22 protein-coding genes and 1 pseudogene are annotated in these 16,551 nt (G+C 66.2%); 13 read left to right on the top strand and 10 right to left on the bottom strand.

All coding sequences use genetic code 11. The features are described from left to right. Positions 1 to 17: 17 nt before the first annotated feature. From Q2K20_RS17435 to Q2K20_RS17390, 10 genes are all read right to left on the bottom strand, one after another. Positions 18 to 1,682, bottom strand: coding sequence for a hypothetical protein (locus tag Q2K20_RS17435; protein ID WP_143337787.1), 1,665 nt, complete (start codon positions 1,680 to 1,682; stop codon positions 18 to 20). Beyond that, complete coding sequence (locus Q2K20_RS17430; protein ID WP_132064166.1) at positions 1,679 to 2,500, bottom strand: hypothetical protein; 822 nt, start codon at positions 2,498 to 2,500, stop codon at positions 1,679 to 1,681. Before Q2K20_RS17430 ends, Q2K20_RS17435 begins: the two co-directional genes overlap by 4 nt. After that, positions 2,497 to 3,123 (bottom strand): hypothetical protein, encoded by a 627-nt coding sequence (locus Q2K20_RS17425; protein WP_063972559.1) that lies wholly within the window; start codon positions 3,121 to 3,123, stop codon positions 2,497 to 2,499. Before Q2K20_RS17425 ends, Q2K20_RS17430 begins: the two co-directional genes overlap by 4 nt. Positions 3,124 to 3,144: 21 nt before the next feature. Then, positions 3,145 to 3,441, bottom strand: a complete 297-nt coding sequence (locus tag Q2K20_RS17420; RefSeq protein WP_132064165.1) for a hypothetical protein — start codon at positions 3,439 to 3,441, stop codon at positions 3,145 to 3,147. A gap of 5 nt (positions 3,442 to 3,446) precedes the next feature. Continuing rightward, complete coding sequence (locus Q2K20_RS17415) at positions 3,447 to 3,746, bottom strand: hypothetical protein (protein ID WP_063935013.1); 300 nt, start codon at positions 3,744 to 3,746, stop codon at positions 3,447 to 3,449. 42 nt (positions 3,747 to 3,788) lie between these two features. Next, entirely contained in the window at positions 3,789 to 4,430 is a 642-nt protein-coding gene (locus Q2K20_RS17410; protein WP_143337788.1) for a DUF6668 family protein, read from the bottom strand. A 32-nt stretch (positions 4,431 to 4,462) separates the two neighbouring features. After that, positions 4,463 to 5,962, bottom strand: coding sequence for a cutinase family protein (locus Q2K20_RS17405; RefSeq protein ID WP_159981235.1), 1,500 nt, complete (start codon positions 5,960 to 5,962; stop codon positions 4,463 to 4,465). Positions 5,963 to 6,138: 176 nt separating this feature from the next. Further along, positions 6,139 to 6,879 (bottom strand): hypothetical protein, encoded by a 741-nt coding sequence (locus Q2K20_RS17400; protein WP_143337789.1) that lies wholly within the window; start codon positions 6,877 to 6,879, stop codon positions 6,139 to 6,141. 40 nt (positions 6,880 to 6,919) lie between these two features. After that, the gene (locus Q2K20_RS17395) at positions 6,920 to 7,249 is read right to left on the bottom strand and encodes a hypothetical protein (RefSeq protein ID WP_096907590.1); all 330 of its coding nucleotides are present in this window, start codon (positions 7,247 to 7,249) and stop codon (positions 6,920 to 6,922) included. A gap of 46 nt (positions 7,250 to 7,295) precedes the next feature. Next, complete coding sequence (locus Q2K20_RS17390; RefSeq protein WP_132064162.1) at positions 7,296 to 7,571, bottom strand: hypothetical protein; 276 nt, start codon at positions 7,569 to 7,571, stop codon at positions 7,296 to 7,298. A 733-nt stretch (positions 7,572 to 8,304) separates the two neighbouring features. Here Q2K20_RS17390 and Q2K20_RS18245 point away from each other — a divergent pair. The 13 genes and pseudogenes from Q2K20_RS18245 to Q2K20_RS17330 form a co-directional block, all read left to right on the top strand. After that, positions 8,305 to 8,538: pseudogene (locus Q2K20_RS18245) on the top strand (helix-turn-helix domain-containing protein); the annotation flags it as partial. 51 nt (positions 8,539 to 8,589) lie between these two features. Beyond that, entirely contained in the window at positions 8,590 to 8,796 is a 207-nt protein-coding gene (locus Q2K20_RS17385; protein WP_253695567.1) for a helix-turn-helix domain-containing protein, read from the top strand. 94 nt (positions 8,797 to 8,890) lie between these two features. Further along, on the top strand, positions 8,891 to 9,103 hold the full coding sequence (locus Q2K20_RS17380; protein ID WP_132064161.1) for a hypothetical protein: 213 nt from the start codon (positions 8,891 to 8,893) through the stop codon (positions 9,101 to 9,103). A gap of 258 nt (positions 9,104 to 9,361) precedes the next feature. After that, the gene (locus Q2K20_RS17375) at positions 9,362 to 10,525 is read left to right on the top strand and encodes a hypothetical protein (RefSeq protein WP_143337791.1); all 1,164 of its coding nucleotides are present in this window, start codon (positions 9,362 to 9,364) and stop codon (positions 10,523 to 10,525) included. 154 nt (positions 10,526 to 10,679) lie between these two features. Next, positions 10,680 to 11,516, top strand: coding sequence for a hypothetical protein (locus Q2K20_RS17370; protein WP_096907594.1), 837 nt, complete (start codon positions 10,680 to 10,682; stop codon positions 11,514 to 11,516). Further along, positions 11,513 to 12,166, top strand: coding sequence for a class I SAM-dependent methyltransferase (locus Q2K20_RS17365; RefSeq protein ID WP_096907595.1), 654 nt, complete (start codon positions 11,513 to 11,515; stop codon positions 12,164 to 12,166). The genes Q2K20_RS17370 and Q2K20_RS17365 overlap by 4 nt, the downstream gene beginning before the upstream one ends. After that, positions 12,163 to 12,873 (top strand): 3-oxoacyl-ACP reductase FabG, encoded by a 711-nt coding sequence (gene fabG, locus Q2K20_RS17360; protein ID WP_063972547.1) that lies wholly within the window; start codon positions 12,163 to 12,165, stop codon positions 12,871 to 12,873. Before Q2K20_RS17365 ends, fabG begins: the two co-directional genes overlap by 4 nt. 182 nt (positions 12,874 to 13,055) lie before the next feature. Further along, a complete protein-coding gene (locus Q2K20_RS17355; protein ID WP_063972546.1) occupies positions 13,056 to 13,406 on the top strand; it encodes a hypothetical protein in 351 nt (116 codons plus the stop codon). Positions 13,407 to 13,769: 363 nt separating this feature from the next. Continuing rightward, a complete protein-coding gene (locus tag Q2K20_RS17350; protein ID WP_063972672.1) occupies positions 13,770 to 14,213 on the top strand; it encodes a hypothetical protein in 444 nt (147 codons plus the stop codon). A gap of 78 nt (positions 14,214 to 14,291) precedes the next feature. Further along, complete coding sequence (locus Q2K20_RS17345) at positions 14,292 to 15,095, top strand: ParA family protein (RefSeq protein WP_096907597.1); 804 nt, start codon at positions 14,292 to 14,294, stop codon at positions 15,093 to 15,095. Positions 15,096 to 15,101: 6 nt separating this feature from the next. Continuing rightward, entirely contained in the window at positions 15,102 to 15,419 is a 318-nt protein-coding gene (locus tag Q2K20_RS17340) for a hypothetical protein (RefSeq protein WP_069390389.1), read from the top strand. 128 nt (positions 15,420 to 15,547) lie between these two features. After that, positions 15,548 to 16,048, top strand: coding sequence for a hypothetical protein (locus tag Q2K20_RS17335; protein WP_132064159.1), 501 nt, complete (start codon positions 15,548 to 15,550; stop codon positions 16,046 to 16,048). A 145-nt stretch (positions 16,049 to 16,193) separates the two neighbouring features. Further along, positions 16,194 to 16,460 carry a hypothetical protein gene (locus Q2K20_RS17330; protein ID WP_317177044.1) on the top strand — a complete coding sequence of 89 codons (267 nt, stop codon included), beginning with the start codon at positions 16,194 to 16,196 and terminating at the stop codon, positions 16,458 to 16,460. Positions 16,461 to 16,551 lie beyond the last annotated feature (91 nt).

Genomic DNA, 16,551 nt, shown 5'->3' with positions numbered 1-16,551 from the left:
CAGCGATCTCCTTGCCGTCAGCGGTAGTGGTGGGGTGTTGGGTGAGCTGCCAGCGCACCGTCGATCATCTGCTCGGTCGTCTGTGTCGCTCGAGCCGTTGTCTGAGCTGCCGTCGCCACCGCGCCCACGCCGGCGGCAGCGAAGCCCGCTACGGTGCCGGCGCCGCGGGCCGCACTCGCCACTGCCCCGCCGACACGGCCCGACGAGCTGGGGCCCGTGCCCGAGGAGCTCTTGCCTCCAGCTGGTGCGCCGCCCCCCGAAGGTGCCGACGGAGTCGGACCCGAAGAGCCGGCCGCCGGCGGTGACGACGAGCCTCCCGAGGAGTGCGGGCCGAGATAGGCCGCCCCGTTCGCGGCACTCTGGCCTCCCGAGCCGGACGACGACGTTCCACCGCCAAGGCTCTGCTGGGCGTTGCCCAGCGCAGCGCCGGCGGCACCGGCGACAGCGCCCGTGGCTCCGGCAGCGGCGGCGCCGATGCCTGCGGCGCTGCCACCGGACACCGAGGCAGACACCGCCGGGGCGACGACGCGCATCAGCGCGGGCAGTACGAGGCCGGCGGCGGCCAGCAGCAGCATCGAGGAGACCGCCTCCATCATCGACGGCTGTTCTGTTCCCGAGCTGAGCCAGAACGCCACCAGGTACAGCAGGGTTGCCACCGGCTTGAACAGCAGCGCCGCGACGACGAACCCGATCATCGACTTGAAGGCCTGCTTGCCGGTGCTCAGCGCGAACGACGCTGCCGCCAGCGGCAGCAGACCCACCACCACCACCAGAAGGCCCTCGCGGATCACTAGCGCCACCATCTGCGCCAGAGCGCCCAGCAGCGCGAACACCACCATGATCAACACCGCTGCCGGTCCGAGTCCGGTCTTCTCGTCGATGAGCGCGACCGCGTTGATCTTGGCCTCTGGATCCCCGCCCAGACCGTCGGTGAGCCACTGAACCGAGACCAGGTCGGTGGCCATGTGCAGCGACATGATCACCGCCGGAAGCGCGGCCCCGGCGAGGATGAAGTTGAAGACGAGCTGTCCGACGTCCTCGAACCCATCACCCAATCCGCGGTTTCGGGCGACCGCCATCCGTGCCCCCGCGATGATCAGCGACACCACGAACAGCAGTACCTGCGCCCACAGCGTCAGGTTGAACACTCCTGCCACCGACGACCGGAAATCTGGTGCAGTGGAGGGGGATTCAACGTCCGCCACCGACTGCTCGAGGTCCTCGTTCGAGAAGGGTGACTCCTTAATCCACATTGTCATGATCAGCGACAACGCCTGAGCATTTCCCTCCAGGAGGGACTTGACGAAGTCTCCGATCGGATCGCCCCAGAACGCCGAGGCGGCGGTTGAAGCAGCAGCCTCCAAAGCGTCGCCTGGGTGGCGTACCGCGCTGATTGCGTTACACGTGCCGCTGGCCACGGTGTTTCCGAGCTGATTCAGGGCACCGTCAAGGAAATTGCTGGCTTCATGGTCACGAGCGCCGCCGTCCTCGCCGGTGAACGGGTCCGTGTCGATGAATTCACGGCACTCGTGATAGAGCTCTTGAAAGCTGTTCTGCGACTCAGGTAGATCCTGCGCTGTTGCAGGGCCGCCGAAGGCAACGATCGCTGTGAAGGACGCGACTAAAATGGCCACGCATCGGCGGATCTTTAATGCAATGTCGGTCGGACGATGGCGTGTCATAGCCACCTTACCCACGAGTCATCGAGAGCTTCAACGTTGTAGGCATCTGTCTTGACGATCACCCAGTGATCCCCGCGCCACGCCATCGAGACTCGAGTGACTGAATGCCGGTCGGCGCCCTGCGCCTCTTCGGGAACAGCTCCTAGTGCTTCCTTCAGCGGAACATCAGCGGTTTCGACAGTGCAGAAGTTTTCGTCGCAGGCGCGAACTTTGAACCACGAGGGCGCCAAATACCCCGTGGACATGTAGTCCCGCATCTTCGACTCGTCCTTGGCTTCGATCTCGTTGATCATCGTCGGGGACAGCTGCGCGAAGGCGTCCGGGAAGTAGTACTTGAGGAAGGCCGTGTACTCCGGTCCTGCCGCGATCACCCGCGCTCGATGTGTCATCGCGAGCAGGCCAGCGCCCTGGGGCGAGCGTGCAAACCCTGTGAGGACGCCGTCCTCGATTCCGGTAGGTCCGTCACTTGTCGAGACGCCGATCGTTACGCCTCGGGCCACTCGCTGCAGTTCTAAGCCCGCCGGAGGGCCTACCGGCTCAGTTCCCGCAGGAAAGTCGCCCGGCGATTCCGTTTGCGCCAATGGCTTGCCGGGGACCTGGCCGACATCGAGTACCCGCCTGCCCATTGCGTCGGGTACTAACTCGCCGGTCTGATCGGGTGGTGAGCTTTGCAGAGACGCTGCCGGCGGCGGTTCGGGGGCAGCTGTCGCAGTCGTGTCTTCCGAAGGGTTTCTGGTGAGCGAGGCGACGACAATGACGAGGGTGATGATGGCCGCCGCTAGGAGAGCCGCGGCAATGGTCCAGGGGCGCTTGTTCACTTTGCTTCTGCCTCCCAGGTGGTGAAGCCCTCGAGCGTCTGAATCTCGGAGGCGTCGATGTCGTCTTCCTGTGTGGGAAGCACGAGCTTCCAGTCCGCTCCTGTCCACGCCAACTGCACCGGGTAGGCCGTCAGCAGGGGCTCCTGTTCTCCCGGCGCAGGCGGTGTCGATGTAGCCAGCAAGACAATCGCCTTCTCAGGCGAGTAGTCGGTGACCTTGAACCCAGTGAAGGTGGCGGCCACCGACGGATCGACGGCGCCCGACACGCTCATCAGCACGCGGGCTTGCGCCCACTGGTCCCGGCCGGGGCCGGGAGCGGTGACCGTGCGCACCACTTCGGGCCACGTGGAGTCGGGCGCCGTGGCAAGGGCTGCTTGCCCGTTCGCCGCCGCCAGAGCCGCGCCTTGCGGGGTATGGCTGTACCCCTGGGGCGGAGACGTTCGCGCCGGCCCGTCGGCGCGGGAGGTCGGCACCTTGAGTCCGGCTACGTTCCGCCACATCAGATCCGCCGGGGCAGAAGCGGTGTCCACAACTGGCGGCTGCTCGGTCTGCTCATCATTTGAGCAGGCGGTGTTCGCCGTCAGCAGCAGCGCCACCGCCGCAGCGGTGAGAACGCGTCGCATCTTGGACAACAGGGACTCCTTCTAGATGAATACGTCGGCGAAGTGGCCAGCAGTGGCGACGACCAGGCAACCGAGGACGACCTTGATGGCGATGGCCTGGATCGAGGGGCCGTACTGGTCGATCAGTCGGTTGTCGACCGTCAGGAGAGCCCCGATCGCCATAACGCCGGCGACCACGACGGCGGTGGCTCCCCACTTGACCCAGCCGACCGCCTGGGTGAACCGGGTCATCGCCTCGGGTGGCGGGGCGACAGGGCTGGTCGGAGGTAGTACTACCGCCGGGTCCTGCGCCAGCACGGTCACCACGTCGGTGAGCACGGCGGTTAGGAGACCAGGGCGTTGACGATGGGGCCGGCCAGCATGATCGTCAAGCAACCGCCGATGATTCCAATAACTCGACCTTGGACCTCGTCACCCCGCCCCGCTGCCCGCGCCATGACGAAATATGCCCCCGTGAACATCACGCCCAAGATCCCGACGGCGATGCAGCCCCACATCGCGTACGACAGTGCGGTGTCGACCTTGTCGCCAGCCCCGGGGATCTCCATCGGGGACAGGTTCTCGCCGACGGCGATAATGTGCTCGGCCACCGGGGCGGCGGCGTGAATCGTCTCGACAATCATGGTGGTGCTCCTTGTGGTGAAGTGATGCGGTTGAAGTTGGAGTTAGGGCTTGCCAGGGCGGTTGCGCCACTGCTCGCCTGCCGCGGCGAAGATCTCCGCGGCAGCGGCAGCGACCGATCCCGGGACCGCGTCGGTGGGCGCTAACGGACGGGCGAATCGCTTTGCTGGCGGCGGCGTGTAGTCCGGGGTCCACTGCGCCAGTTCGGTTGGCTCGCAGGCCAGCAGTTCGGGAACCCAGTCGATGTGCCAGCTCGTCCCGGCAGCGGCGGCGACGAGCTCGCGGCGGCGGGACAGTGTCAGGTCCGGTTTGCCGGGGGCTGCGGCGACGGTGACCAGACCCAGCAGCGAGCAGCCACCGACCTCTCCTGCCTGGTGCTGAAGGCACAGCCGGTGCGCTGCATTGAGGCCGACCGTGTGCATTCGTGCGACGACGACGACGAACGGCGCTTTCTCGGCGGACGGCCAGCCTCGCTGACTGTCTGCGGCCGGCGCCCACATGGATTCCAAGGTCGACACCCCGGCCCCTCCGTGGGCGCCGAGCAACCAGATCACCGGGGTCCGGCTGTCGGCGGGGCGAGGAACGGGTGTGTCCCACACCGGTGCGCGATCTCCTTCGGCTGGCACCGCCAGCCACCCGGGAACAGCCTTAGATGTCGGGTGCGGGAGTTTGTGGGCGCTGGTCATGCTCGCCTCCTTCGTCTTGTCCCTTGCGGGCGTCACGCGGTCACCGAGGCCAGGGCCTCGGAGAGTCCGGCGATGTCGGCGGTCTGCGACGTCGCCGGGAGCTTGGACAGCTGGTCGTCCCCGGCTCCCGACCGGATCAGGGACATGCGGTCGGCATCCGTGGAGTGGCTGATCTCGCTGACCGGCTCCATCCCCCGGGCAACGGCGAGGTCGTTGGCCGCGGCCAGCGCCCACTGCTGGGTGATCGCCGCCGGGGACTGCCCTGATGCCGTAAACGGGGTGCGGTCGTACATGCCGTGGGCGTCGATCGCGTTCCAGGTCTGGGTCTGGGTCGCCAGGTCGACCAGGCCCGTCGTATCCGACACCGTGTGCTCGATCTCGCCGATCACCCGCTGCAGACCGGAGTCCACGGTTGCGGGAGTAATGACCTCAGACGCCGCAACCGCGAGCTGGCCCACCAGCACCGCTGCCGCCGCTGCCGGGCTCGCTGCGCCGGCCACCGCGATCTGCGCGATGTTCTCCGGCGTCAGGGTCTTCTTCGCCACGGTGATCGACGCTCCGAGCGCCATCCCGGCCAGCTTGGTCCCGGCTTCCACCAGCAGTGCGGTTGGGTCGGTCGGGTTCTTCACCTGGGTCGGATCGGAGTAGCGCGCCATCCGCGACAGCGTGGTGTTGCCTCGGCTGGCCGGGGCGATGGTGAAACCACTTCCGTCGGAGTACTCCACGTCTTCGGCGATGGTCTCTGCGGCCGTGAACAGCACCGACTGCCCCGCCACGGTGGCGACGTTGACCAGCGCACGGATCGGGTCTCCCCCGGTCTCGCTCTGTCCCGCGATGTTGGCTACGACCTGGAACAGATCGGAGTCGGGCGGGGTGTCGCACGCCAGGTCCCCGGGGACACAGAACGAGGCGACTCGATCGGCCACCGCACCAAAATCCGGGGCGGACGTGTTCGGGGAGATGCCGCGCCCCTCCGGCCGAGGGGCACCTTCACCCACGCTGATCGCTGACACCGCGGCGCCTTCCGTGCCCGGCACCGCCCCCGGAGTCGTCCGGGACGAGCCCTCCTGGAAGATCGGGGCGCCCTGAGCGCGGGTGGGATCGCTCATCAGTGCCGCACCGGCGAACTGCTCGGGAGTGACCGGCCCGGCGCCGGCGCCGATTTCTCGAGCCAGCGCCGAGGCGACCTGGGCGCCCTGGCTGTAGCCGGAGACGAAGATCTTGGTCTCCGGGCATCGCTCGACCGTCTCGGCGATGAGCTTTCGCCCGTTCTCTATGCCGACGGTGACGCTCTCGGCATAACTCGACTGGTCCTCTGAGGGGACGAAGCCTCCGAAGGATGCCGGGTACGGCACGTAGGTGCGGCTCATACGCGCCTGGCCATCGGCGTTGGCCGCTCTGACGGTGGGACTCACCACGCGAGCCATCCATCCCGTGTCCGCGTCGGTCTTGGAGTTTTTCGTTGACTCCGTCGTGCCGTTGATCGCCACGAGCTGCACCAGCGGGCACTCATCGCCCTCGGGCAGCGCCACCTCCGAGGTTCCTCGAGCCGAGGTCGGGACCGTAGCGGTTGAGGTCAACGGTCGAGCCGTGGTGGCGGAGGGTGTAGCGCTCGCCGTGGTTTGCGCCTGGACCCCTCCTGCTTGGGCCACCACTGCCAACGATGATGCCGTGAGTACAGCGCCGATCCTTGCCACGTTCCCCGGCTTCATTCGCTGGCTCCTTCAGAGTTCTCTTCGATCGACACGATCCGGACCTCCCCGTTTTCACGGGTGGTCGTCACGCGCTGGTAGTAGGTCGTTGCGCTGCCGTCCGGAGCGGTCTCGGTCAGCTCGACCACGGCGTCGTCGCCGTCGCGCTCGATATGCAGGCAGTGCGTTGTTCCCCGAGCCACTGAGTCGATGCCCTCCTGGAGAGCATCGAGATTGGTGATCGGTGAATCCTTCGCCAGCAGTGGCTTGATGGCGTCGGCGTCTCTGGCGACGTAGTAGGCGTGCTGGAAGGCCAGGACCACGCCGGCGGCGGACTCTCGGTCGCCCTTGCCGTTGCCCGTCACTGTGGTGGCCGAGTCGGAGGACTCGCACTCCGAATCGGCCACCACCGGCTCGACGCTCGGTGGTGCGGTGGTCGCCGTCGTGGGGAGCGTCAACGTCGGGGAGGCCGACGTCTCGGAGCCAGACAGGAGCGACGACAGCATCCAGGCACCGCCACCGATCGCTAGCAGTACCGCCGCGACCGTGCCGCCGAACAGGAGCTTGGTCCGCTTCCGGCCGCTATCTCGCGCCGGCGGGGTTTCGCCAGCCGAAGGGGTGGCCTCGACCTGGTCGAACCAGTCGCAGTCGGACTCCGGGCCTCCGGCCACGGCTTCCAAGTGGCAGGGTTCACCGCGGTCGTCAGCAGAATTTGACGACTCTGAGAACCACTCGGGCAGATCGTCGTCGCGGCTCATGTCCACTCCCCTCGATCGGTGCTGCGATCAGTGCGTCGGATCAGTTGAAGTGGACCGGGGGCACGCCCGGGATGTTCAGGCTGTTGATCGACCCGGCGACGTGGTCCTTGGCCTGGTTGATCGAGTCGTTGATGCCGTTCTGGACGCCCATCGCCGCGTGCGGGTTGGCGTTGACCGCGGCCCCACCGGCACCGAGCGAGGCAGCACCACCGGCGGCGCTTCCGGTGCCGGCCAGCCCGGCGATCGCGGTACCAGCGGTGGCAATCGGACCGGCGGCGGTGGCCGCTCCAATGACGGGGGCAGCGATCGGGCCAAGGGTCGCTAGCGCGGCGATGATCGCGCCGGAGATGGCAGAAGCGGCGGTGAGCATGGTTGTTCCTCTTTCTCTACGGGTGGGACCGGCGACCGGGCGGTCGTCAGCCGATGTGAAGTTGCTTCGGGGGGATCGGGGCCTGCGGCACGACGGGCGCGCGGCCACCGAGGTCGATCGTGATCCCCTGCGGCGCGGGTGCCGGAGCGGGTGCCGGAGCGGGTGCCGGAGCGGGAGCCTGTCGAACCGGCGCCTGCTGCACCGGGTACGACGGGGCCTGCTGCACCGGGTACGACGGGGCCTGCTGCACCGGGTACGACGGGGCCTGCTGCACCGGGTACGACGGGGCCTGCTGCACCGGGTACGACGGGGCCTGCTGCACCGGCGCAGGCTGCGGAGAGCGGACCTGCTGCGTGGGAGCTTGCGGCGCCGGAGCGGTTTCGACCTCAGAGGCCGCCTTTTGGGGCTCGTCGCGCCTATCCTCCCTCTTCACCTCACGGGCTGGCTGGACCGCCTTGGCCACGCCCGCCTGCTTGACCTGGGCAGGACGCTGCGTAGCCGTCCGAGATGGGGTCGCCTGAGCGGCCTTCGCGGACCGCTGGGAAGCGCTGGGCTTCTGGGCCACGTCCACGCCTGCCTGCGTGCTCGAGGGTCGAGCTGCGGGCGCAGTCGCCTCCTCGATTCCTGACTGTGTCGCGGCCGACGCCGCGTACACGCCGGCGAACGCGATCAGCGCTGTACAGGCGCCGATGGCTGCTCCGCGAACGGCCGAACGGAGGTCTCCCTGGGTATGGCTCATCGCATCCTCGGATCACTGAGGGCGGCGCTCGGCAGGGGGCAGCGCCCCGTGACCAGGGGGGCGCCGACAGTCGGCAGAGCACACGCGTGTGGTGGGGATTGCGCTTCATCGCACCGGGACAGAATCAACCGGTGCGGAGCCGTACCGGCGGTACGGGCGCAGAAGGCACGGTATGCGAACGCTGGGTGCTTGCTCAAGGGCTTCCCTCTCGATTCCGGTGAGCCTCTACTTAGTTGATAGACCAGCTTGTCTAGCGGGTCTGCAACGCTAGGCTATAGCGTTAAGTTATACCGGCGCAAGGGCTGAGGGGGCCGAAATGGACTGCGATGATGATGCGAGTTGCACGCCAGATGCAGGAGGTTGCGTGGCTCGCAGGCCCGGCTATGTCAGCCCTTCCGTGGCTCGCGGAGCGATGCTCCGACACGGCCTCACGGGCCTCCAGGTCGCCGCTCGCGTAGGCGTCAACCCCTCGACCGTGCGCAACTGGCTAGCCGGCCGCACGGCACCAGCCCCAGCGAAACTCGCCGCGCTAGCCCAAGTCCTCGAGCTGAACGTTCGAGACCTCACCGGCGTACTCCCGGGCCGCGAAACCCTCTCGGACATGCGCGTGCACGCAGCGCTCAATCAGTCCGAGGTCGCCGAGCGCGTTGGCCTCAGCCAAAGCGCCTTCTCCACCATCGAGCAGGGGGGCTCGCCACTGTCCGAGGCGCTGTGCGCCAGCCTGGCCGACCTCTATGGGGAGCCCCGGGAGGCCGTGCGCGACGCATGGCAGCGCGCCAACGACACGCTCAAGGGTTCCACCCAATAGCGCGCATCTGTATCGTTAAGTATTACCGGCCCGACACGCCGCCCCGCCTAGGAAATAACACACCTGAAACTACACCCGTGATAGCAATATCCCCATGGCACCTCCTCGTACCACTGAAGGCCGCACTCAACTCAATGCGCTCATCGACGAGAAGTTGTTCGCCGACGTGCAGCGCCTCTGGCGGGAATCCGGCAACCCCAAACGCTGGCAGGTTGTCGAAGAGATCGTCCGACTGGGCGTCGAAGCGTACGAAGCCGTACCCAAAGACCACCGGGGCGGGCAGCAGGAGCTGCTCCAAGCCGGTTAAGAACCGACCACGACTGAACAGGAGGACGCCTCTCACCATGCACTGACGCGGGTATCGACTGACCACCGACTACCTGCGTGACAACTGCACAGCGGAGCGTTCACAAACAAAAAAGAACGCCACCCGGCGGGAATCGGGTGACGTCCTTGAAGTTTGAGATCAGGACAGGCGACCAAACCTGCTTCTGATCTGCGCTCCCTCCCAATGGAAGGAACTGTCGTGCGAGACAGCTCCGAGGGTAGCGCACACCCAAATGCGGTGTCCAGCATGTCAATGCTGGGCGAGTCGCAGGGTGCGCCAATAGACCTCGATAACACGCAAGAACCCAACCTCGGCGACGTGATCCGCCAGCGGATCGTGGATGCCGAGAAAGAAAACACGCTGCGCGGCCAACGCGGCCACTCCTGGGCACTCGACGGCCGACAGCCAGCCTTGGTATGGCAGAGCCGCACCAAGTGGCTCACGGCCGCCGCGGCGGTGTTGGCGTGCGCTCCAGGCCGGCAGCTGTGCCGGAAGTGGGGCGTGTCCTCGCGGACCGTACTGCTCGTAGCTCGGGCGTGCGCTCACTTTGCAGACTCCAGCACCGGGCGCGGCGTCACCGCTTCCAACGCCACTATCGGCCGGGTCGCCGCTGAGCTGGCGGGTCGCGCTCGTCCGTACTGCCACGATGTTGTCCTGAAAGCTCGGGCCGTCCTGGCGGCGCTGGAACTCGCGGTCGAGGTCGCGCGGGGGCGGTACCTCACCGCCGAGGAACGGTTTCAGGCAGCCGTGCACCACGACGGAGTTCAGATCCGAGCTGCATCCACATGGGCGCTGACGACTCCCCGCAGGTTGTACACAAAATCGTCTCTACCGCGTAGCGGTTCTACGGGGAGTAAAACTCCCCGTAAGAAGCGTTCCCCCACACACGCGCGCAAGCGCGCGACGGCGCCCTCCGGGCGCTCACCAAGACTCCAGGGGCGAGAGCGACCTCGCCAGGCACACATCGTCACCGCCCAGCTCGTCGCCGCAGCAAAGAGCCTCGACAACGGGCGTCACCTCGGGTCACTGGTCGACGTCATCGACGAGCTCGTGGATTGCACTCGCTGGACAGGGCGTGATCTGGTGACGATCCTCAACGAGGATGCGCGGAAGAACCCGCGGGACTGGCCCTCCACGATCAAGAATCCGGCCGGTTTCCTGCGGCATCGCCTCTCCCGGCTCCAGGACGTGCTCGCCGGCCCCTCACCCAGCGAGGTGGCCGAGCAGCACCGACAGCAAGCCCTCGAAGAGCAGCGCCGACGGGCCGAGGCCGCCGCCGCAGCCGAAGAACGCGCAGCTACTCCCGAGCAGGTGTCACGCCACATGGACGCCATTCGCTCAATCCTGAGACGACGGCAGCGCAGGTCGGCGGAGAACGACCGCTTCGGCCTCGCCAGGTAGCGCCCGAGGGTGGTGATCGGGGGAAGTTGATCGCCCGAGATTGAGCTCGAAACCATAGGCTGTGCCCGTCATTGACCACGTCAGGAGGCTTCACGTGAGGCTTGATCCGAGATGGATCGTCTTCGATCTCGCAGACAGAGGCGATGGAGACCTGATGGTTCACTCCATCGGTGGAGTCCCCTGCCAGCGCACGCTCCGCCGGGCCGTCAAGAGCAGCCTGCTCGACCTCGACCGTGACGGTCTGAGGCTGCTCACGGACTACGCCCGCACCCGAACATGCTCGACTCCCGGCCTGCACGCTGACTACCACCTGGTCGAACACCCCGAGTGCGGTCCGACCGGAATCGCCGTCTGGCTCCACCCCACCCCGCCGGGTGAGCGCTGCGTGCTCAACTCGTGGGTCATGGACCTGGCCGATCTCACCACCGTCACTGCCGGCGACGACGTCTCCCTCATGGCAGACGGCCGTGTCGCCGGCGAACAGCGGCCGATTCAAGATCTGTGGCGATTTCTGACCCCGGCCGACGCCGCCACCCTTGTCACGCGCTACAAAGCGGCGGTGCTCGACCCGGACAACACGTGGGTCGGATACGAGTGGACTCTCAACCTGCCGGACGCTGCCCCGCTGCACATGTTCAGCGGAGGCCGGCTCCGCGTCGAGGGTGAGCAGCGACGGATCATCGGCACCAGCGTCGTCCTCGCCGAGCGCACGCAGGAACCTCCGGACCTCCTCGGGCCGCTCGTCGAGTTCGCCTCCATCACGCTTGCGCTGGTCAACCGCCTGGCGCGAAGCGCCGTCACCAGTGTCGGTGCAGACGCCCCGCTGAGCTACGAGGCACTGTGCCGCCTCGTCACCGAGTATGACCTGTATGAAACCGGCGTCTTCCCCGTCGAGTTAGATGGCATCGAGTTCGATGCCAGTGTGGTCCCGATCGCAGACATGGACGGCGGGGCGGCCACTGTAATGCTGCGTAGAAGAGGAACTGCATGAGCGAAGCACGCGATCGCGGCGCCAGCGGAGGTATCTACAACCCCGTCACTCTCAGGCTCTACGATGCGGGCGTCCTCGGGCTGACTAATCGGCTGATCTGGCGATGCCCGACAGCGACGATGGTCGAGCACTACCGCAGTCACGCCGGCCGTAGCCACCTCGATGTCGGCCCCGGGACCGGCTACTTCCTCGAGCGCATCGACTCCCCCTCGCTCACCCTGCTCGACCTCAACGCCTCCTGCCTCGCCGCCGCGTCCGTCAGAGTTGGCCACGGCAGATCCGTCGCCTCCCTCCAGCAGTCCTTTTTCGACCCGCTGCCCCGTGAGCACAGCTTCGACTCGATCGGTCTGAACTTCCTGCTTCACTGCATCCCCAGTCACGAGAAGTGGGACCGCCTCTCCCAGCTTCGCGGCCACCTCCGGCCTGGCGGGACCATTTTCGGCTCCACCCTCATCCCCGATCCCGAGACCGCGACGCTCGCAGCTCGAGCGTTGAATAGCACGTACAACAAGCTCGGCGTGTTCGGTAACGCCGACGACACCATGGACGAGCTGGAGAACGCGCTCCGCGGCTACGCCGAGGTCAGCACCCGGCGGGTCGGCCAAGTCGCGCTGTTCTCTGCACGACGACCCCAGGAGGATCACACATGACCGACGCACGCGTAGCCCTGGTCACCGGCGCCAACCGAGGCATCGGCGCGGCTATCGCCGCCCGACTCGCCCGCGACGGCTTCACGGTCGTCGGCACCCACCGGGGCAGCGGCGTCGGCGAAGGCATCCACGGCGTCGAGTGCGACGTCACCGACCCCGAGTCCGTCGATGCCGCGTTCACCTACGCCGAGCAGACCTTCGGCCCGGTCTCCGTGGTCGTGGCCAACGCCGGCATCACCAAGGACACACTGGTGATGCGGATGAAGGAAGAGCAGTTCCTCGACGTCGTCAACACCAACCTGGCCGGCGCGTTCCGCATCGCTAAACGAGCGACGCGCAACATGCTCAAGCAGAAGTACGGCCGGATCATCTTCATCGGATCCGCATCCGGAATGTCGGGCGTCCCCGGCCAGGTCAACTACACCGCCTCCAAGGCCGGCGTCATCGGTATGGCCCGATCCTTCGCCCGAGAGCTCGGCATCAAGGGCATCACCTCGAACGTCGTGGCCCCCGGATTCACCGAGACCGATATGTCCGACGCGATGGACGACAAAGCCAAGGAAATCGGTACCTCGATGATCCCGCTCGCCCGGTTCGCCCGACCCGAGGAGATCGCCTCCGCCGTCGCATTCCTGGCCTCCGAGGATTCCAGCTACATCACCGGCAACGTGCTCAACGTCGACGGCGGAGTGGGTATGGGGCACTGAAGTGCCGAGCGTTTCCAGCCCCTCCCCCAGATGCTGACCCGGCCAGGCTCAGCCCACGGGGCTGAACACATCCGGACCGTCACAGCCTCAAAGAGCGTGCGGCTCTAGCGGCACAAGTGGCACGAGTGCCACTTGTGCCGCGTGTGCCGCGTGTGTTCAAGTCGAGACGTTAGGGTTCAACGATGATCGTTCGCGGTTCTCTCATTCACCTGCACACCACCACAATCACGACCAAGCGCGGATCCACCCAACTAACGACCCTGCGGGTCGTGGACGATCACTCGCGCCCGCAGCACGGTGGCCAACCGGGGGCGCGCCACTCCCCCACTCGATACGAAGTGCAGTTCGTTGACTCGAAGCTGTTTCAGTGGTCCACGGCAATCCAGGCGAGGTTCACGGTCGGCGACGACCTCTTGGTCTACGCCGAGGACGCGATCCGGGTCCAGGGAGATAAAGACGGAGCGTCCACCCTGGTGGTCTACGGCATCGACGTTGGCCATGCGACACAGCCCTTTGCCCGCCGGGTGGAGTAGCTAGCTGGTGGGGTCCCTTTCCCTGCTCCCGCCAGTCTTGGTGCTCCGCTGCCGGCGTCAAGGTCGGCACCCTTCGGGTGCGCCGGCTCCACCGACAAGCCCCGGACGCGCTCGCTGCGCTCGCTTATATCGCCCGGACCTTCCCGGCTCCGCCGCCGTGCCCTCTCTTGACCCCGTCCGCTCCACACCAATCGGGCCGGTATCAGGGAAAGGGGCACCATGCGTGGAGGTCACCGCCGGTCCCGGCGACCGGAAAAACCCAGGCCAAACCCGCTAAACCCCTTGTGGCACTAGTGACACTAGTGCTACTATGGAGGCATACCGAGAGGGCAACACCGCCCCCGGAAACCCCAGGAGGACACCATGGGTGATTCACCCACCAGTCTCGCCGCCCTCGGGCTAGCGCTGTCCGAGGTCGCGTCCCTGCTCGCCGACGCTGAGGTGCTGCACGCCCTGACCTCCCACCTGACTGCACGTGAGGTACTGGTTTTTGCCCGACTGTTCAAGGCTGCCGGGAAGGACGACGCCCACCGCTGCGTGGTTGAAGGCATCATCCACGGCGACGAAGAGGTGCGAGCGGTGGCGACCCCGGAGGTCACCGGCCCGGGTTCGGTCCGCATCGAGTACTTCAACCACTTTGCCGACAGCAGCATCGAGGACGGCCCCTTCCATGTCCGCGAGTTCTCGACCGGAGGACTGCGCAACGCTCTGCGTGAGCTCGGCCTCGAAGTGGACACCGAAACGATCGAATGGGCGGCGATCGCACTGCCCGGGCGCATCGTCCTCGACAGCGCACGACGCGACTAGAGCGACACGCAAAATCAACTAGTGGCGCGTGCACCGCACGCGCCACTAGTTGCACTAGGGTCACTAGAGGGAGGAAGCATGAAAATCGTTGCAGTAGCGAACCAGAAGGGCGGAGTCGGAAAGACCTCCGTCGCGCAGTCTTTGTTGCACGCCGCCGCTGCCCGCGGAAAGAAGGCGCTGGGTATCGACCTGGATTCCCAGGGCAACCTGACCCAGCAGCTCACCGCCCGCAACGCGGACGAGTGGTTCGACGTCACCATCGCCGACGTCATGGATCCGTCGACGAACGTGCGCGTCGACGAGGCGGTCGTTCCGACCCGACGAGATGGCATCGACCTCGTGCCCTCGGGCTTGGACGACTACGTCGCAGTAGAGATGACGCTGACCGGGGCGATGATGCGCGAACTGACGCTGCACAAGGCCCTCAGTCAGCTCCCGGACGACGCCTACGACCTCGTCGTGATCGACTGCCCCGCAGCGCTCGGGCTGACCTTGACCAATGCGTTCGCGGCTGTGGACTCGGTCATCATCGTCACCGACCCGTCGTCGGCCGGATTCGTAGGCGTCGGGCGCATCGTCAACACGATCGACACCGCCAACGAGCAGCTCGGACGCGTGCTTGGCCGCGAAATCGACATCGCTGGCATCGTCATCAACGGGCACCGAACCAACGTCAAGACCGAAGAGGCCTTCGTGTCTGAGATCGAGGAGTATGCCCGCGACGCGGAGATTTCAGTCCTTGGCCGCCCGCTTCCCAGACTCACCTTCATCCAACGAGCGAACGCTGCCGGGTACGGATTCGACGAGCTCACCGAAATTCGCGCGGTCGAGGTCGCCCGGTTCTTCGACGACATGCTCACGACCATCACGGGAAAGGACTGATCGACCATGGCGGACAAGTTGCCGGAGGGCCCAAAGCCCCCGAACCGCAGGAAGCGATCGGTGTTCAGTGACCTGAGCTCCGTTCCGCATGAGGCTCCAGCGCCGGTCGCCGAGGTCGCCTCGGTCGAGGCCGCCAGCCCACAGAAGCGGGGGGCCGGCAAGAAGAAGGGCTGGGACCGCACCGGCCAGGTGTCGGTGGTCCTGGGAAAGGAGCGTCACGAGAGGCTTAAGGACGTGTGGGCTTCCAATGCTCGTGACTACGACGCCATCGCCGATCTCATTCGTGAGGCGATCGACGAAAAGCTCGACAGGCTGGAGAGATAGAACGCGCTGCGCAAGTGCCACATGCGCCACCATTCGAACAAGTGCCCCTTGTGCCACAAGGGGCACTTTCTTTTGGCGACGAAAAGTAGGCCTAGAACTAGGCCTATCCGTGGCGTATAACCGAGACCATGCCAACTCGAGTCTTTGCCACCAATGAGATGAAGTCCAATCTCGCCGCGCACATCCGCCACGTGGCTGCTGATCCACGGCGCCGCGTGTTCGTCGGTGCGCATCGCAGGGCGGAGGCAGTTCTGGTGTCCACCTACTCGGAGGTGCCGGAACCTGAGCTGCACATGATGGCAGCGCTATCCGGGCGAGCGCTCGGGTTCGAGCTCGCGTCGGCGAGGAGCGCTGGGCTGGCTCGGCCTGACGTGGGGGAGTACCGCCGACTGCTGGCGGTCCTGGCATCGCGGGGTCGACGACCGGACTGCGTGGGGCTCATCGCGGCTGCCGTCGGAGCTGTCGCCGCGCAATCAGGTCTATCAGTCGCCTCGGCCGTGCGCGAGGTCGGCGAGCTCATCGGCGACGCACTTGAGCCGGATCTCGACTGGGCAGATCTAGCCCTCGACGTTGAAGACAGCCTGGGGCGAACTGGCGGAATCGGGCAGGGAGGCAGAGCTCATGGATGAGAAGGAATCATCACGGTGCACGTCCCACAACAGGCATTTCCGGGGTCGTAGGGTGAAGCGATACCGCAGCCGATCGTGGAGGCACCGTTGTCAGAACAACCGGACCTATTCAGCTTTGGCGACGACGCCCCCGAAGGAGACAACCATGTCAGAGATGACGCGCAGAGCCGTTCAGGCGGCATGGGAGGAGCTCGGACGGGACCGGGAGTACCCGACTCCAGAAGCGCTGGAGGCCGCGATTCAGGCGGAGGCCGAGAGGCTGGCGGAGATGATCGGAGACGAGACCGAACGGCTCAGGAGCATGGGGATCGCTCAGTTCCGGGCGGACAATCAGGGGAACTTCCCGCCCTACATAGAGACCGTGCAGATCGGCAACGGTCAAGCCCCTAGAAGTGGTGTAACTGAATTGTGATCCTTCGTTGGTGATCAGGCGGGTAGTTGCATCAGTGCATCAGTGGTCACCTCCGTCTGCGAGCTGGTGTCGGTGTCGGTGGTCAGGGTGA

The sequence above is a fragment of the Dietzia sp. IN118 genome (assembly GCF_032905965.1).
Classification (GTDB): Bacteria; Actinomycetota; Actinomycetes; order Mycobacteriales; family Mycobacteriaceae; genus Dietzia; species Dietzia kunjamensis.
Note: the sequence above shows the minus strand (reverse complement) of the source record. Positions and strands in the feature narration are given on the sequence as shown.

Coding starts and splice junctions, on each gene's coding strand:
- Q2K20_RS17435 (WP_143337787.1), bottom strand. CDS start 1,682: ATGACACGCCATCGTCCGACCGACATTGCATTAAAGATCCGCCGATGC.
- Q2K20_RS17425 (WP_063972559.1), bottom strand. CDS start 3,123: ATGCGACGCGTTCTCACCGCTGCGGCGGTGGCGCTGCTGCTGACGGCG.
- Q2K20_RS17415 (WP_063935013.1), bottom strand. CDS start 3,746: ATGATTGTCGAGACGATTCACGCCGCCGCCCCGGTGGCCGAGCACATT.
- Q2K20_RS17410 (WP_143337788.1), bottom strand. CDS start 4,430: ATGACCAGCGCCCACAAACTCCCGCACCCGACATCTAAGGCTGTTCCC.
- Q2K20_RS17400 (WP_143337789.1), bottom strand. CDS start 6,879: ATGAGCCGCGACGACGATCTGCCCGAGTGGTTCTCAGAGTCGTCAAAT.
- Q2K20_RS17395 (WP_096907590.1), bottom strand. CDS start 7,249: ATGCTCACCGCCGCTTCTGCCATCTCCGGCGCGATCATCGCCGCGCTA.
- Q2K20_RS17385 (WP_253695567.1), top strand. CDS start 8,590: ATGCGCGTGCACGCAGCGCTCAATCAGTCCGAGGTCGCCGAGCGCGTT.
- Q2K20_RS17380 (WP_132064161.1), top strand. CDS start 8,891: ATGGCACCTCCTCGTACCACTGAAGGCCGCACTCAACTCAATGCGCTC.
- Q2K20_RS17370 (WP_096907594.1), top strand. CDS start 10,680: ATGGTTCACTCCATCGGTGGAGTCCCCTGCCAGCGCACGCTCCGCCGG.
- Q2K20_RS17365 (WP_096907595.1), top strand. CDS start 11,513: ATGAGCGAAGCACGCGATCGCGGCGCCAGCGGAGGTATCTACAACCCC.
- fabG (WP_063972547.1), top strand. CDS start 12,163: ATGACCGACGCACGCGTAGCCCTGGTCACCGGCGCCAACCGAGGCATC.
- Q2K20_RS17355 (WP_063972546.1), top strand. CDS start 13,056: ATGATCGTTCGCGGTTCTCTCATTCACCTGCACACCACCACAATCACG.
- Q2K20_RS17350 (WP_063972672.1), top strand. CDS start 13,770: ATGGGTGATTCACCCACCAGTCTCGCCGCCCTCGGGCTAGCGCTGTCC.
- Q2K20_RS17345 (WP_096907597.1), top strand. CDS start 14,292: ATGAAAATCGTTGCAGTAGCGAACCAGAAGGGCGGAGTCGGAAAGACC.
- Q2K20_RS17340 (WP_069390389.1), top strand. CDS start 15,102: ATGGCGGACAAGTTGCCGGAGGGCCCAAAGCCCCCGAACCGCAGGAAG.
- Q2K20_RS17335 (WP_132064159.1), top strand. CDS start 15,548: ATGCCAACTCGAGTCTTTGCCACCAATGAGATGAAGTCCAATCTCGCC.
- Q2K20_RS17330 (WP_317177044.1), top strand. CDS start 16,194: ATGTCAGAGATGACGCGCAGAGCCGTTCAGGCGGCATGGGAGGAGCTC.